13 protein-coding genes are annotated in these 15,586 nt (G+C 64.3%); 4 read left to right on the top strand and 9 right to left on the bottom strand.

Annotation, left to right across the window (positions count from 1 at the left end; all coding sequences use genetic code 11):
• Positions 1-4 precede the first annotated feature (4 nt).
• Positions 5-628, bottom strand: a complete 624-nt coding sequence (locus tag NOV72_RS10040; protein ID WP_106854446.1) for a glutathione S-transferase family protein — start codon at positions 626-628, stop codon at positions 5-7.
• Between the two features lie 35 nt (positions 629-663).
• Positions 664-1,887 (bottom strand): MFS transporter, encoded by a 1,224-nt coding sequence (locus NOV72_RS10035; RefSeq protein WP_106854445.1) that lies wholly within the window; start codon positions 1,885-1,887, stop codon positions 664-666.
• A gap of 102 nt (positions 1,888-1,989) precedes the next feature.
• Between NOV72_RS10035 and NOV72_RS10030 the strand changes: the two genes are divergently transcribed.
• Positions 1,990-2,910: a LysR substrate-binding domain-containing protein gene (locus NOV72_RS10030; RefSeq protein WP_106854444.1), complete on the top strand. Its 921-nt coding sequence runs from the start codon at positions 1,990-1,992 to the stop codon at positions 2,908-2,910.
• A gap of 8 nt (positions 2,911-2,918) precedes the next feature.
• Here the strand turns inward: NOV72_RS10030 and folE2 are convergent, their stop codons facing one another.
• From folE2 to NOV72_RS10010, 4 genes are all read right to left on the bottom strand, one after another.
• On the bottom strand, positions 2,919-3,725 hold the full coding sequence (folE2, locus tag NOV72_RS10025) for a GTP cyclohydrolase FolE2 (RefSeq protein WP_106854443.1): 807 nt from the start codon (positions 3,723-3,725) through the stop codon (positions 2,919-2,921).
• Positions 3,726-3,871: 146 nt separating this feature from the next.
• Positions 3,872-5,788, bottom strand: a complete 1,917-nt coding sequence (dxs, locus tag NOV72_RS10020; protein ID WP_106854442.1) for a 1-deoxy-D-xylulose-5-phosphate synthase — start codon at positions 5,786-5,788, stop codon at positions 3,872-3,874.
• 86 nt (positions 5,789-5,874) lie between these two features.
• Positions 5,875-6,762, bottom strand: a complete 888-nt coding sequence (locus NOV72_RS10015) for a polyprenyl synthetase family protein (RefSeq protein ID WP_106854441.1) — start codon at positions 6,760-6,762, stop codon at positions 5,875-5,877.
• The gene (locus NOV72_RS10010; protein WP_106854440.1) at positions 6,759-7,076 is read right to left on the bottom strand and encodes an exodeoxyribonuclease VII small subunit; all 318 of its coding nucleotides are present in this window, start codon (positions 7,074-7,076) and stop codon (positions 6,759-6,761) included. Before NOV72_RS10010 ends, NOV72_RS10015 begins: the two co-directional genes overlap by 4 nt.
• A 313-nt stretch (positions 7,077-7,389) precedes the next feature.
• Between NOV72_RS10010 and NOV72_RS10005 the strand changes: the two genes are divergently transcribed.
• Positions 7,390-8,496 (top strand): aromatic ring-hydroxylating oxygenase subunit alpha, encoded by a 1,107-nt coding sequence (locus tag NOV72_RS10005; RefSeq protein WP_106854439.1) that lies wholly within the window; start codon positions 7,390-7,392, stop codon positions 8,494-8,496.
• A 96-nt stretch (positions 8,497-8,592) separates the two neighbouring features.
• Complete coding sequence (locus NOV72_RS10000) at positions 8,593-9,462, top strand: sulfurtransferase (protein WP_106854438.1); 870 nt, start codon at positions 8,593-8,595, stop codon at positions 9,460-9,462.
• 6 nt (positions 9,463-9,468) lie between these two features.
• Here NOV72_RS10000 and NOV72_RS09995 read toward each other — a convergent pair whose 3' ends face one another.
• The 3 genes from NOV72_RS09995 to polA all read right to left on the bottom strand — a co-directional run bounded on the left by NOV72_RS09995 (position 9,469) and on the right by polA (position 14,791).
• On the bottom strand, positions 9,469-10,344 hold the full coding sequence (locus NOV72_RS09995; protein WP_106854605.1) for a dienelactone hydrolase family protein: 876 nt from the start codon (positions 10,342-10,344) through the stop codon (positions 9,469-9,471).
• Positions 10,345-10,535: 191 nt separating this feature from the next.
• On the bottom strand, positions 10,536-11,900 hold the full coding sequence (locus NOV72_RS09990; RefSeq protein WP_106854437.1) for an NAD(P)/FAD-dependent oxidoreductase: 1,365 nt from the start codon (positions 11,898-11,900) through the stop codon (positions 10,536-10,538).
• A gap of 152 nt (positions 11,901-12,052) precedes the next feature.
• Positions 12,053-14,791: a DNA polymerase I gene (polA, locus tag NOV72_RS09985; RefSeq protein ID WP_106854436.1), complete on the bottom strand. Its 2,739-nt coding sequence runs from the start codon at positions 14,789-14,791 to the stop codon at positions 12,053-12,055.
• Position 14,792: 1 nt separating this feature from the next.
• Here polA and NOV72_RS09980 point away from each other — a divergent pair, with 1 nt between their 5' ends.
• Positions 14,793-15,542, top strand: a complete 750-nt coding sequence (locus NOV72_RS09980) for an LOG family protein (RefSeq protein ID WP_106854435.1) — start codon at positions 14,793-14,795, stop codon at positions 15,540-15,542.
• Positions 15,543-15,586: the final 44 nt, after the last annotated feature.

The raw sequence follows: 15,586 nt of genomic DNA, 5'->3' as shown, positions 1-15,586 counted from the left end.
GCATTCATCGCGGCGGATTGAAAGGCTGCACGATCGCCTTGAAAACGGGCAGCGTCTCGCAGCGGTCGCTATGGCCGATGAGCGTCGGCCAGCGCGTCGAACTGAAGATCTCCGCGTGCGCCTCGCGCGCGAAGCGCAACGCGCAAGCCACGGCGATGTCCGCATGGCCGATCGCATCGCCGAACCAGTACTGCGTCGCGCGCGGGGCGCGGTCCGCTTCCAGCGCGTTCAGCACGCGTTCGACCTGCCCCGTGCAGCGATCGAGCCACGCCTGCGATTTCTCCTTGTGCAGCACGCGTTCGTAGACGAGCGCGACGGCCTTGTCGGCGAGACCCGTCGCGAGCGCGCAGACCTTCAGCGCTTCACGCCGCACGGGGCCGCTCGATGCGATCATCGCGCGCTCGCCCGCCTGTTCGTCGAGCCAGTCGAGGATCATCGCGCTTTCGACGAGCACATCGCCGGAATCGAGCACGAGCGTCGGCACGCGGATCAGCGGATTGAACGGCGCGATCTTGCCGGCGTCGCCGAACACGGACCACGGGCGATGCTCGTACGCCATGCCGTAGAGATTCAGCGCGATGGCGACGCGCCGCACGAACGGGGAATCGAATTGGCCGATGAGAATCAAGATGCGCTCCGTGGGCGATTTCTCGGACGGCCAGTTTAAGGTCGCGCGGGCCTCGGAAACAACAGCAGCGCGAACGAGGCGCACACGCCCGCCGCGAGCCATACGATCGGCCACGAACCGGCCGCGAGCACATGCGGAATGACGAGCGGCGTCACGAAAAAGCCGGCATACACGGCCGTATTCGCCATGCCGAGCGCAGTGCCGGCGCGTTCGGTGCCGGCGAGCGTCGCCAGTTCGGTGTACGCGACGCCATGCCAGGCCGACACGCAAATCCCCGCGACAACGAACATCGCCGCGAGCAGCCAGGGCGCATGCGCCGCGCCGCCCGCGATCGCCGCCGCCAGCACGACGAACGAAGCCGACGCCACGATCACCGACCCGCGCAGATACCCGCGACGGTTGCCGCGACGATCCGTGTGACGGCCGCTTAAGACGCGCATGACCATCGCGCCGAGCTGGATCGCGCCCATCGTCGCGCTGATCGCGGTGACGCCGAAGCGCCCGGCATCGTGAAGGAACACGGTCGCGAAGGTCAGCACCGCGAATTGCGGCACGCACAGGATGCCGATGCCGAGCACCACGCGCCAGACCAGCGCGTTCTTCAAAGGCGGCGCGCCGTTGGCCCTGGGCGCGCGATGCGCCGCGCTCGACGGTTCATGCAGCCAGCGCCACGCGAACGCGCCGGACACCGCGCACATCGCCGCCAGCGCGCCATAGACGGCCGCAAAGCCGTGCGACGACGCCAGCCACGGCAACAACGCCGCGCCGATGCCGCCGCCGAGCGGCACGGCCGTTTGCCGGATGCTCATCGCGAGGCCGCGCTCGCCGTCCGCGAACCACGCCATCACCGCCCGCCCGCTCGATCCGTTCACGCTGCCGCCCAACAGACCCAGCACGCACATCGCGGCGACGAGCCAGCCGAGCGTCGCCGCCGACGGCACCGCGAACAGACTCATCGCGACGAGCATGGCGGCGGTCGAGAGCAAGCCGGTCAGCAACACGGGACGATCGCCCCAGCGATCCGTCAGCACGCCCCACGGCAGTTCCGACAGCGCGACGCCCAGCCCCAGCGCGCCGAGCGCGAGCCCCAGTTCGCCGTTGCTCAGGTGGTAAGCGCCGCGCATCCACACGGCCGTGGTCGGAATGCCCGCCGCCGCGGCGGAGAAGCTGGCGTTGGCCGCCACGCCGACGCCGAGCACTTTCCAGCGATGTGCATCGCCGGATCGATAAGCGCCTGTTACAAGAGAAGTGGCCATCATGCAGTCCGTATCGAAGTTGACTGCGGCCAGTTTGAAGGCTTAGGATCGTCCTGAAAATCACAAAGTTCTTCATCGATCATTCATAAAATCAGGACGATTTCCATGAGCCAGACGACATTCGATCTCGCGGTGCTGCGCAGCTTCGTCGCGGGGATGGATCTGGGCAGCTTCGCGAAGGCGGCGGACCGTGTCGGGCGCTCGACATCGGCCGTGAGCGCGCAGTTGCGCAAGCTGGAGGAACAGGCGGGCGCGACGCTCTTTCGCAAATCCGGGCGCGGGCTCGCGCTCACCGACGCCGGCGAGGTGATGCTCGGCTATGCGCGGCGCCTCGTCGAACTGAACGACGAAGCCGCCGTCGCGATTCGCGGCATCGATCTGGAAGGCTGGATCCGGCTCGGTTTGCAGGAGGATTTCGGCGAAGTCGTGCTTCCGGATGTGCTTGGCCGCTTCGCGCGGGCGCATCCGAAGGTGCGGATCGAGGCGCGCGTGGCGCGCAATACCGAGTTGCTGGAGCGCATCGACACCGGGCAACTCGATCTCGCGCTCGTGTGGGGCGCGCCCGGCGTGACCGACGACAGCAACGCCGCGATGATCGCCGAACCGATCGCCGCGCCGCCGATGCGCTGGATCGCGTCGTCGACGGTTCCGTGGCAGTTCAGCGCCGACGAACCCTTGCCGCTCATCGCATTCGATCGTCCGTGTCTCTTTCACAGCGCGGCGGTCGCGGCTCTGGATCGCGCGGGCATCAAATGGCGCGTGGCGTTCACGAGCCCGAGCCTGTCGGGATTATGGGCGGCGGCGGCGGCAGGTTTGGGCGTCACGGTGCGAACGCGCTACGGTTTGCCGTCGACGGTTCGGGCGCTCCACGCCGGCGAATGGGAATTGCCGGCGCTGCCTTCGATTCCGCTCGCGCTGCATCGCGCATCGGGGAGCGCGTCGCCGCCGGTCGAGCGGCTGGCGGCGCTGGTGATGGCGTCGGTGCGGCAAGCGCACGTTCCGTCGTCGGAAATAGCGCTTGCCTGAAGCCGCGCTCAAGCGTCGCGGCGCTTGTCCCGCTCGATCACCGCGTACGCGCTGTGATTGTGGATCGACTCGAAGTTCTCCGCTTCGAGCACGTACGCGACGATGCGCTCGTCGGCGTTCAGGCGCGTGGCGATATCGCGCACGAGATCCTCGACGAACTTCGGGTTGTCATACGCGCGCTCGGTCACGAACTTCTCGTCGGGGCGCTTCAGCAAGCCCCACAGTTCGCACGACGCCTCTTCCTCGGCAATGCGAATCAGCTCTTCGACCGCGATCTCGTCGGCGACTTCAGCCGTGATCGTCACGTGCGACCGCTGGTTATGCGCGCCGTACTGCGAGATTTTTTTCGAGCACGGGCACAGGCTCGTCACGGGCACGAGCACTTTCATCGACATGCGCGTGTCGCCGTCGCGCCGCTCTGCGATGAACGTCACTTCGTAGTCCAGGAGGCTCTGCACGCCGGAGACGGGCGCGGTCTTCATCACGAAATACGGCAGCGTGACCTCGATGCGCCCCGAATGCGCTTCGAGCTTCGACAGCATCACCGCGAGCAAGCCGCGCAGCGCGTGCTGATCGAGCGGATGGCGATTCTCTTCGAGCAGCGCGACGAAGCGCGACATGTGCGTGCCCTTCTGGTCGGCGGGCAGATGCACGTCGAGATTCCACACGCCGACGCTCGGCTTGACGCCGCTTTGCGTCACCACCGACAACGGATGCCGCACGCCCTTCACACCGACGCGCTGAATCGCGATCTGACGCGTGTCGGACGTGCTCTGGACATCGGGCATCACGAAGGCGGGATTCATCTGATTCATTTGTTTTGTCCTTATGCGCCGCGCGTCACGGGGAGTGCGGGCGGTTCGAAACGTTCAAGCGCACACGGCGCGGGACGATGCCCGCGCCGTGTGCCAAAGCGTCAATGCACGGCGCACCCCGAGCGCGCCGTTCGAGCGATGCGTCGTCAGGCGACGCGCTTGGTCAGCTTGCCGGCATGCGCGCTTTCGACGGCGTCGATGAAGCGCTCGCGAATCGACTTGACGATGCCCGCCGAATCCAGGCCGACACTCGACAGCAGCTTGGCCGGATCGCCGTGATCGATGAAGACGTCGGGCAGGCCGAGCTGCAGCACGGGCTTCACGACCGAGCTGGCGAGCAGCGCTTCGACGCACGCGGAGCCCGCGCCGCCCATGATCGCGCCTTCCTCGATGGTCACGATGGCGTCGTGCGTCGCGGCGAGTTCGCGCAACAGGTCGGCGTCGACCGGCTTCACGAAACGCATGTTGGCGACCGTCAGATCCAGTTCTTCCGCCGCGGCGAGCGACGGCGCGACCATCGTGCCGAACGCGCAGATCGCGACGCGCTTGCCCGAACCGAGCTTCTGCGACGACTCGCGGCGAATCTCACCACGGCCGACAGGAATCGCGGTCATCTGCTTGACGGTCGCCACGCCGGTGCCCGCGCCGCGCGGATAGCGCACGGCCGTCGGATTCGGCTGCTGCAGCGCCGTGTAGAGCATCTGGCGGCATTCGTTTTCGTCCGATGCGGCCATCACCGTCATGTTCGGGATGCAGCGCAGGAACGCGAGATCGTAATTGCCCGCGTGCGTCGCGCCGTCCGCGCCGACGAGGCCCGCGCGATCGATCGCGAACACCACCGGCAGATTCTGCAGCGCGACGTCGTGGATCAACTGGTCGTAGGCGCGTTGCAGGAAGGTCGAATAGATGGCGACGACGGGCTTCATGCCGTCCGCCGCCAGGCCGCCCGCGAACGTGACCGCGTGCTGTTCGGCGATACCGACATCGAAATAACGCTCGGGGAAGCGCTTCTCGAACTCGACCATGCCGGAGCCTTCGCGCATGGCCGGCGTGATGCCGACCACGCGCGAATCCTGCGCGGCGGCGTCGCACAGCCACTCGCCGAACACCTGCGTGTAAGTCTTTTTCGACGGCGCCGTCGACGGCTTGATGCCTTCCGCCGGATTGAACTTGCCGGGACCGTGATAGAGCACCGGATCGGCTTCGGCGAGCTTGTAGCCCTGGCCTTTCTTCGTGACGACGTGCAGGAATTGCGGGCCGCGCAGTTCCTTGATGTTCTGCAGCGTCGGGATCAGCGAATCGAGATCGTGACCGTCGATCGGCCCGATGTAATTGAAGCCGAACTCTTCGAACAGCGTGGCCGGCACGATCATGCCCTTCGCGTGCTCTTCGAGCTTGCGCGCGAGATCCAGCACCGGCGGCGCGTGACGCAGCACGCGTTCTACGCCCGCGCGCGCGGCGGCGTAGAAACGGCCCGACATGAGGCGCGCGAGATGGCGATTCAGCGCGCCGACCGGCGGCGAAATCGACATGTCGTTGTCGTTGAGGATGACGAGCAGCGGCACGTCGTCGGCGACGCCCGCGTTGTTCATCGCCTCGAAGGCCATGCCCGCGGTCATCGCGCCGTCGCCGATCACGGCGATCGAATAGCGGTTGTCGCCCTGCAGCTTGTTGGCGATCGCCATGCCGAGCGCCGCCGAAATCGACGTGCTCGAATGCGCGGTGCCGAAGGTGTCGTATTCGGACTCGGCGCGGCGCGGGAAGCCGGAGATTCCGCCTAGCTGGCGCAGGCCCGGCATCTGATCGCGGCGGCCGGTCAGGATCTTGTGCGGATACGTCTGATGACCGACGTCCCAGACGATGCGGTCATTAGGCGTATCGAACACGTAGTGCAACGCGATCGTCAGCTCGACCGTGCCCAGATTGGACGACAGATGGCCGCCCGTCTGGGACACGCTGTCGAGCACGTAGGCTCGCAGCTCGTCGGCCAGCGGTTGCAGTTGGCGGCGATCGAGGGCACGCAAATCGGCCGGATCGTCGATGGTTTTCAGCAAGTCGTACATCGTCGTCCCATTTTAGGAAAACTGGCGTGATTCGTTCAGCGCGATTATTGCCTTTCGCGCCGTGGGGTTCGTCACGCGTTCAACAATCAATTCACCCGGTTCACGACCAGGTCGGCAAGCTCGGCCAGACGCTGGCCGCGCGCGCCGAACGGCTGGATCGCGGCGTGCGCGTCGCGGCCGAGCTGCGCGGCGAGTTCGCGCGACGCGTCGAGCCCGATGATCGACACGTAAGTGGGCTTGTCGTGCTGCGCGTCCTTGCCGGCGGTCTTGCCGAGCGTGGCGGAATCGGCGGTGACGTCCAGAATGTCGTCGACGACCTGGAATGCGAGGCCGATCGCGGTGGCATAGTGGTCGAGCGACGCGAGCGCGTCCGCGCCCGGATGCGTGCCCGCGAGCGCGCCCATGCGCACCGACGCGCGCAGCAGCGCACCCGTTTTCTTGCGATGCATCGTCTCGAGCTCGGGGCGCGACAGCTTGCGGCCGACGCTTTCGAGGTCGATTGCCTGCCCGCCCGCCATGCCGAGCGAACCGCTCGCGACCGCCAGCTCGCGCACGAGCGCAGCCTGCTGGCCGTCGTTCAGGCCATTGCCTTCGGCCGTCAGCGCGACGAACGCCTGCGACTGCAGCGCATCACCGACGAGCAGTGCCGTCGCTTCGTCATATTGGATGTGTACCGTGGGCTTACCCCGGCGCAGTGCGTCGTCGTCCATGGCGGGCATGTCGTCATGCACCAGCGAATAGACGTGAATCATCTCGAGCGCGGCGCTCGCCGCTTCCACGGCCGGCGCGCTCGCGCCGGTCAGCTCGCCCGCCGCGTGGACGAGCAGCGGCCTCACGCGCTTGCCGCCGCCCAGCACCGCATAGCGCATGGCCTCGTGCAGACGCGCCGGCGCGACATCCGTGCCCGGAAGATAGTGTTCGAGCGCCGTCTCGACGCGATCGAGCGTTACGCGCATCCATTGTTCGAAGTTCATAGGTCGTCGTCCCCGTTGTCGTTTGTTGCTCCGGCACCCTGGGTGGCGCGCTGTACCTCGGCGGGCAGCGGCTTGAGCGTCTCGCCATCGAGAACGCGTACCTGCTGCTCGACTTTTTCGAGCTGCTGTTGGCAAAAGCCCACAAGCGCCGCGCCGCGGCGATAAGCCGCAAGCGATTCCTCGAGACTCAGCGCGCCCTCTTCCATGCGCGCGACGAGCGATTCGAGTTCTGCCAGCGCCGCCTCGTAATTCTCCGGAAGCTGCGCGGCGTCCGCGCTTTGCTCGCCTGTTTCCTGGACAGCGGTCTTCGCCATGAATCGTGGATGTGCAATTGAATTTTTGGAACCAAGTCGCACATTCTACGGCAAAAGACAAATTTTCGACCCGCATCCCGTCCGCGCGCAAGCGCTACCGGTGCATTTGCCCGATTGTCCGCCAATCGTCGCCGAGCGTGCCGTCCGCGTTCGTTTGCGTGACGATTGCGAGGAACTCTCGCGACAATTTATACCCAAATCAAGACCTTAAGCACCCCAAGGATGCGGATTTCGGTATAATCGCGGGCTCCCCTAAATCGAAACTTCGATGGTTGGGTTGTTCACTGCTTTCACGTCTTCATCGGGAGTGGGAATGTCCAATCTGAGCAATGCATTGCAGTTGAAGGCTTTTCATAGCCAACTGCCAGTCACGGCTTACTTTGACGAAGCGCTTCTCCAGCGCGAACTCGACACACTTTTCAAGCAAGGTCCTCGTTACATCGGGCACGAACTCATGGTGCCGGATTCGGGGAATTATTTTGCGCTTCCTGGCGAGAACGAAGGTCGCGTGCTCGTTCGCAATCAGCAGAACAATATCGAACTGCTGTCGAACGTGTGCCGCCATCGGCAGGCCATCATGCTCAACGGTCGCGGCAGCGCGAGCAATATCGTCTGCCCGCTGCATCGCTGGACGTACGATCTCGACGGTCAGTTGCTCGGCGCGCCGCATTTCGCGGACAAGCCCTGCCTGAACCTCGGCAAGACTTCGCTCCAGAACTGGCAAGGCCTGCTGTTCGAATCGGAGGGCCGCAACGTCGCCGCGGATCTCGCGAGACTTGGCACGGCGCGTCACTTCGATTTTTCGGGCTTCATGTTCGATCACGTCGAAGTGCACGAGTGCAACTACAACTGGAAGACCTTCATCGAGGTCTATCTGGAGGACTATCACGTCGCGCCGTTCCATCCGGGCCTCGGCAGCTTCGTGTCGTGCGACAACCTCGAGTGGGAATTCGGCGACTGGTACAGCGTGCAGACCGTCGGCGTCCACAAGAATCTGGAAAAGCCGGGCAGCCCGACGTACCGCAAGTGGCATGACGAAGTCCTGCGCTTTCGCAACGGCACGCCGCCCGAGTTCGGCGCGATCTGGATGGTGTATTACCCCGGTCTGATGATCGAGTGGTATCCGCACGTGCTGGTCGTGTCGTGGCTCATTCCGCACGGCACGCAGAAGACGACGAACATCGTCGAGTTCTATTACCCCGAGGAAATCGCGCTGTTCGAGCGTGAGTTCATCGAGGCGGAACGTGCCGCGTACATGGAAACCGCGCGCGAGGACGACGAAATCGCCGAGCGCATGGACGCCGGCCGGCGCGCGCTGATGTCGCGCGGCGAGAATCAGGTCGGGCCGTACCAGAGTCCGATGGAATCCGGCATGCAGCACTTCCACGAGTTCTTGCGGCATCAACTCGGGACCATCTGAACGCGGTTCAGTCATCGGGAAAAGACGGGCTTTCGAGCCCGTTTTTTCTTTTAGACTATTGGCTCATCCCCGCCTTGCGCCGCTTCAGGAGCCGTCATGCCGCACACTCACTACACCACGCTCATCTCGGCGACGAACCTCGCCGAACGGCTCGCCGCCGCGCCCGGCAGCATTCTCGTCTTCGATTGCCGCTTCGATCTCGCCGCGCCCGACTCGGGCGAAGCGGCCTACGCGCAAGGGCACATTCCCGGCGCGCAATATCTTCATCTGGATCGCGATTTGTCCGGCGCCAAGACCGGCACGAACGGGCGTCATCCGTTGCCCGAGCGCGCCGCGCTCGTCGCGAAACTGGCGAGCTTCGGCCTGAACGAAGGCCAGCAAGTCGTTGCCTACGACGCGCAGGGCGGCATGTACGCCGCGCGTCTCTGGTGGCTGCTGCGCTGGCTCGGCCACGATTCCGTCGCGCTGCTCGACGGCGGCCTGCAAGCGTGGGAAGCCGCGGGCAATCCGCTGGACAGCGCGGCGCCGCCGAAGACGCAGGGCACGTTCAAGGCCGGCGCGCCGCTTCAGGTGACCATCGACGCGCAGGCGATCGAGCGCAGCATCGGCACGCGCGACCATTTGCTGATCGACGCCCGCGCCGCCGACCGCTATCGCGGCGAGAACGAGACGATCGATCCCGTCGGCGGGCATATTCCCGGCGCGCTGAATCATTTCTTCAAGAACAACCTGACGGCGGAAGGCCGCTTCAAGACGGCGCACGAACTGCGCGAGGCGTTCGGCGCGCTGGTCGGCGCGACGCCCGCGGACCGCATCGTGCTGCAATGCGGATCGGGTGTCACGGCCTGTCACAACGTGCTCGCGATGGAAATCGCCGGCTTGCACGGCGCGGCGCTCTATCCCGGCTCGTGGAGCGAGTGGAGCGCCGATCCGGGCAGGCCCGTCGCGACCGGCCCGAATCCCTGAGCGCCGTTATTTGACGCCGTGCTCGCGGAACCACGCGAGCGCGCGCTTCCAGCCGTCTTCGGCGTCGGCCTTGCGATAGCTCGGACGATAATCCGCGAAAAACGCATGCCCCGCGTCGTCGTACACGACGAACTGCGAATTCTTCGCGGGCGGCGGATCGTTGGCGAGCGCCTGTTTCATCTGCTCGATGGTGTCCTGCGGAATGCTCTGATCCTGCCGCCCGTAGAGGCCGAGCACCGGCACCTTGAGCTGACCGGCGAGATCGAGCGGATTATTCGGCGTCATCTCGGTCTTGTTGCCGACGAGCCGCCCGTAAAACGCGACCGCCGCCTTCAGATTCGGGTTGTGCTCCGCGTACAGCCATGAGTATCGCCCGCCCCAGCAGAATCCGACGATGCCCGCGCGCTTCGTGTCGCCGCCGTGCTCGCCCGCCCATTTGATGGCCTGATCGATGTCGGAGATCACCTGCGAATCCGGCACTTTCGACACGATCTGCTCGTTCAGTTGCTGTATCGACGAATATGCCTTCGGATCGCCCTGACGCGTGAAGAATTCCGGCGCGATCGCGAGATAGCCCTGTTTCGCGAAGCGCCGGCACACGTCGGCGATATGCTCGTGGACCCCGAAAATCTCATGAACCACGATGACGACCGGCAGATGCGTCTTGCCCTTCGGCTGCGCGCGATACGCCGGCACGAGCGTGCCGTCCGCGCCGCGAAAGCCGATCTCGCCGGCTTCGAGGCCGTTCGTGTCGGTATGAATGGTCTGCGCGGACACCGGCAGCACCGCGGCGGCAAAACCGGTGCCGATGCTGGCCTTGATGAAGGTGCGTCGATTGAACGGGACGTGCGGAACGAGGCGATCGACTTCGGGGTCTAGCATGGATGGCTCCCGCGGCAGGGCCGTCGCGTCATTTTTGCTGTGAATGCGACGGCGTGGATCCTCGAAACCGCGCGACGTACCCAAGGCTGCACGCGGCGCGGCGCTGCATGACGATGAACGCGCGCCGTGGATTCGGCGCGCCGCCCATTCTAAACAGCTTTGAACGAATGACGCAGGCGTTCTATTCCGTGTCAGTGCAGCTTCACGCGCGGCGCGGTGGAACGGCGCAGCCAGTGCGCGACCGTATCGAGCACCATGCGCGCGTAACCGTGCAGCGCGGCGACGTGCAGCCGGTAGAGCGACATGTACATGAAGCGCGCGAAGAGCCCTTCGATCAGCATGTTGCCGCCGATCAACCCGCCCATCAGATTGCCGACCGCGCTGTAATGCCCGAGCGACACCAGCGAGCCGAAATCGCGATACGTGTACTCGTGCAGCGGCTTGCCCTGCAACATCCGCTCGAACGACTTGAACAGAAAACTCGCCTGCTGATGCGCGGCCTGCGCGCGCGGCGGCACGTTGCGCTCGTTGCCGGGCCACGGACAAGCGGCGCAATCGCCGAGGGCGAAGACGTTGTCGTCGGTTTCGGTCTGCAGCGTGCGGCGCACGATCAACTGTCCGAGGCGGTTCGTCGGCAGACCTTCGAGATTGGCGAGGATCGCGGGCGCCTTGATGCCCGCCGCCCAGACCGTGAGATCCGCGCGAATGGTCTTGCCGCTCGCCGTGCGGATCGAGTCGCGCGACACCTGCGCGACCGTTTCGCCGGTCATCAGCTTCACGCCGAGCTTGGTGAGCAGTTCGGCGGTCGCGAGCGATACGCGCTCCTGCAGCGCGGGCAAAATGCGCGGCCCGGCTTCAATGAGCACGATGCCGATATCGTGCTTCGGATCGAGCTTGTGCAATCCGTATGCGGAAAGCACCTGCGCCGTATTGCGCAGTTCCGCCGACAATTCGACGCCCGTCGCGCCCGCGCCGACGATCGCCACCTGGATGCGCGGCACCGGATCGACACCCGGATCGTCCTCGCCGTCGTCGACGCCCGCCGCGACCGGCTCCGGCGCGAAGTGCTCCGCGCGCATGCAGGCCGCGATCAAACGCTTGCGGAAGAGTTCTGCCTGACCGACCGTATCGAGCGCGATTGAGTTCTGCTGCGCGCCTTCGACGCCGAAGAAATGCGTCGTACTGCCGATCGCGATGACGAGCGTGTCGTATTCCAGCTCGCGCTGGGGCAGAAGCTCGCCGGCTTCTTCGTCGCGCAACGCGCCGATCACGATGCGCCTTGCCGCGCGATCCAGCCCGACGAGCTCGCCCTGCTGAAACTCGAAGCCGTGCCACAGGGCTTGCGCCGCGTATTCGAGTTCCTGCGTGAACGGGTCCATGCTGCCCGCCGCGACTTCATGCAGGAGCGGCTTCCAGATATGCGTCGGATTGCGGTCGACGAGCGTGACTTGCGCTTTCGGCGGGGCCTTGCCATCCGTCGAGCCGAAACGGTCGCCCAGACGAGTCGCGAGTTCGAGGCCGCCAGCCCCTCCGCCGACGATGATGAAGCGATGCATGGAACTCTCCCTGTGCTTTTATATTGGATCGGCCTGCGTGCGTTTTTTCCTCGATCGACTCATTGTGCAAGACCTTCGGTGACAGTCACAAGCGCGTCACCGAGATGTCGGACATACGCGACACGCGCCGCGTATGCATTGCGCAAAGAATTTCAGTGCGCTTCTTCCCAGTTGTTGCCCACGCCGACTTCCGCGACGAGCGGCACCTTCAGCTTCGCCACGCCGCACATCAGTTCAGGTAAGCGCTTCCTGACCTCGGGCAGCGCTTCCTCGGGCACTTCGAGCACGAGTTCATCGTGTACCTGCATGATCATCTTCGCGCCGATGCCCGACGTTTCCAGCCAGTCCTGCACCGCGATCATCGACAGCTTGATGAGATCGGCGGCGGTGCCCTGCATCGGCGCGTTGATCGCGGCGCGCTCCGCGGCCTGACGGCGCGGCCCGCTGCCGCCGTTGATCTCGGGCAGCCACAGACGCCGGCCGAACACGGTCTCGACGAAGCCGTTCGCCTTCGCGCTCACACGCGTGTTTTCCATGTACGCGGCAACGCCCGGATAACGCGCGAAATAGCGGTCGATATAAAGCTTCGCCGCATCGCGCGTGATGCCCAGATTCGACGCGAGCCCGAACGAGCTCATGCCGTAGATCAAACCGAAGTTGATGACTTTCGCAATGCGCCGCTGATCGTTATCGACTTCGAGCGGCGTGACGCTGAACACTTCCGATGCCGTCGCGCGGTGCACGTCTTCGCCTTCCTTGAACGCGCGCATCAACGATTCGTCGCCGGAAATATGCGCCATGATGCGCAGCTCGATCTGCGAGTAATCCGCCGACACGATCTTCCTGCCCGGCGGCGCGATGAACGCCTCGCGAATGCGCCGCCCTTCGCCCGTGCGCACCGGAATGTTCTGCAAGTTCGGCTCGTTCGACGACAGCCGCCCCGTCACCGCGACGGCCTGCGCGTAGTTCGTATGCACACGTCCCGTCGATGCATTCACCATGCGCGGGAGCTTGTCCGTATAGGTGGATTTGAGCTTCGACAGCCCGCGATGTTCGAGCAGCACCTTCGGCAACGGATAGTCTTCCGCGAGCTTCTGCAGCACTTCTTCGTCGGTGGAAGGCGCACCGCTCGGCGTCTTCTTCACGACCGGCAGTTGCAGCTTCTCGAAGAAGATCTGGCCGATCTGCTTCGGCGAGCCGAGATTGAATTCGCCGCCCGCGAGTTCATAGGCTTGCGCCTGCAAATCGATGAGACGCTTCGCGATCTCGCTGCTCTGCGAATCGAGCCGCCGGCGATCGATCAGGACTCCGTTGCGTTCCATTTTTCGCAGGACGCGCGACGTCGGCATTTCGATGTCGCGATACACATGCAAAAGCCCTTCCTCCTGCGCCACTTGCGGATAGAGCGAGCGATGCAGGCGCAGCGTGATATCGGCGTCTTCGGCGGCATAGGCGGAGGCCTTGTCGAGCGGCACTTCGTCGAAACCGATCTGCGATGCGCCCTTGCCCGCAACGTCTTCATACTTGATCGTCTTCACGCCGAGATGCCGCAACGCGAGGTTGTCCATGTCGTGCGGACGATGCGACTCGAGCACGTACGATTGCAGCAGCGTGTCGTGCTCGACACCGCGCATTTCGATGCCGTAGTTCGCGAGCACCTGCTCGTCGTACTTCAGATGCTGACCGACCTTTTTCTTCGATGCATCTTCGAGCCAAGGCTTGAGCTTCGCGAGCACTTCATCGCGCGGCAATTGCTCGGGCGCATCCGGCCCGCGATGCGCGACCGGAATATAGGCTGCATGCCCCGGCTCGACCGAGAGCGACATGCCGACGATCTGCGCGGTCATCGGGTCGAGCGACGTGGTCTCGCTATCGAAGGACGTGAGCTCCGCTTCGTTGATGCGCGCAAGCCACGCGTCGAGCTGTTCCCACGTCTGCACCGTCTCGTAGTGATGCTCGATTTCGGTGACTTCGGCAGGCGGCGTGTCGGCCGGACCTTCGACGGCATCGGCGATTTCGACTTCGCGCAGCCATGTCTTGAAGCCATGACGCATGAACACGTCGCGCAGTTCGTCGCGCGATTCGGGACGCGTGACGAGCGTGCCGTCGATCGACTCGATCTGCGAAGCGAGGTCGCATTCCGTGTGCACGGTGACGAGCTTTCTCGCCATCGGCAGGAAGTCCAGTGCCTTGCGCAGATTGTCTCCTACCGCACCCTTGATCTCGCTCGCATGTTCTACGATGCCATCAAGGGTTTCGTATTGCGTGAGCCATTTGAGCGCCGTCTTGGGACCGCACTTCTCGACGCCCGGCACGTTATCGACGGTATCGCCGATGAGCGACAGGTAATCGACGATCCGCTCGGGCGGCACGCCGAACTTCGCGAGCACGCCGGCACGGTCGAGCGTTTCGTTGGTCATCGTATTGATGAGGGTGACATGATCCGTCACGAGCTGAGCCAGATCCTTGTCGCCCGTCGACACGATCACCTTCATGCCGCGCTTCTCGGCCGCGACGGCAAGCGTGCCGATGACGTCGTCGGCCTCGACGCCTTCGATCATCACGAGCGGCCAGCCGAGCGCGCGCACGGCGACGTGGATGGGCTCGATTTGTCTGGACAGGTCTTCCGGCATCGAGGGCCGGTTGGCTTTGTACTCCGCGTACCAGTCGTCGCGGAAAGTCTTGCCTTTGGCATCAAATACGCACGCGCTATACTCTGCATTGATTTCGCGCCGCAAGCGCCGCAGCATGTTGATCATGCCGTACAGAGCGCCGGTGGGGCCGCCGTCGGGGCCTCGCAAGTCCGGCATCGCATGGTAGGCCCGGTACAAGTAACTAGAACCGTCGACCAATAGCAGGGTCTTACCTTCAAGACTTAGTTCTTCAGGCATTATGAACAAGAGAAAAGTGATTCCGAGTCTGCGATCACTCGCAGATCAAGAGCGCGCGACGGCCAAGAAGGCTCGCGCATCGTGGCAGATGTTCACGATTATGGCAGAGTTTATCGAGGCGACCGAGTACCTCTCGGAGATCCGCCCTGCCATCAGCATCTATGGTTCGGCGCGCCTGAAACCGGAGTCGCCGTACTATCAGCTCACGATCGAAATCGCGCAGAAATTCTCCGACGCGGGCTTCGCCGTCATATCGGGCGGCGGGCCGGGCATCATGGAAGCGGCGAACAAGGGCGCGCATGCGGGCAAGTCGCCTTCGGTCGGCCTCAATATCGAATTGCCGCACGAGCAATCGGGCAATCAGTGGCAGGACATCTCGCTGCGCTTTCGCCACTTCTTCACGCGCAAGGTGACGTTCGTGAAGAATTCGGATGCGGTCGTGGTGATGCCGGGCGGCTTCGGTACGCTGGATGAACTCGCCGAAGTGTTGACGCTCATTCAGACGAAGAAGTCGCGTCACGTGCCGATCGTGCTCGTCGGTGCGGAGTTCTGGGCCGGCTTGCTCGAGTGGTTCAAGAACACGCTGCTGACCAACGGCGTGATCAGCCCGAAGGATCTCGATCTGATGCAAGTGATCGACGATCCGGATCAGGTGCTCGATGCCGTGCTGCGGTTCTATGAAGACCGCGAAGACTCCGTCGAGCAGCCGGCGGAGAGCAAGTCGGACGAAGATCGGATGTTCTATTTGTAATCGAGACTCGATGCGAGCGGTCTTAATAGAACGCTCGCATCGTT

Origin of the sequence: Caballeronia novacaledonica (assembly GCF_900258035.1) — a bacterium.
Classification (GTDB): domain Bacteria; phylum Pseudomonadota; class Gammaproteobacteria; order Burkholderiales; family Burkholderiaceae; genus Caballeronia; species Caballeronia novacaledonica.
The sequence above is the reverse complement of the archived record's forward strand: the minus strand, read 5'-3'. Positions and strand labels throughout refer to the sequence as shown.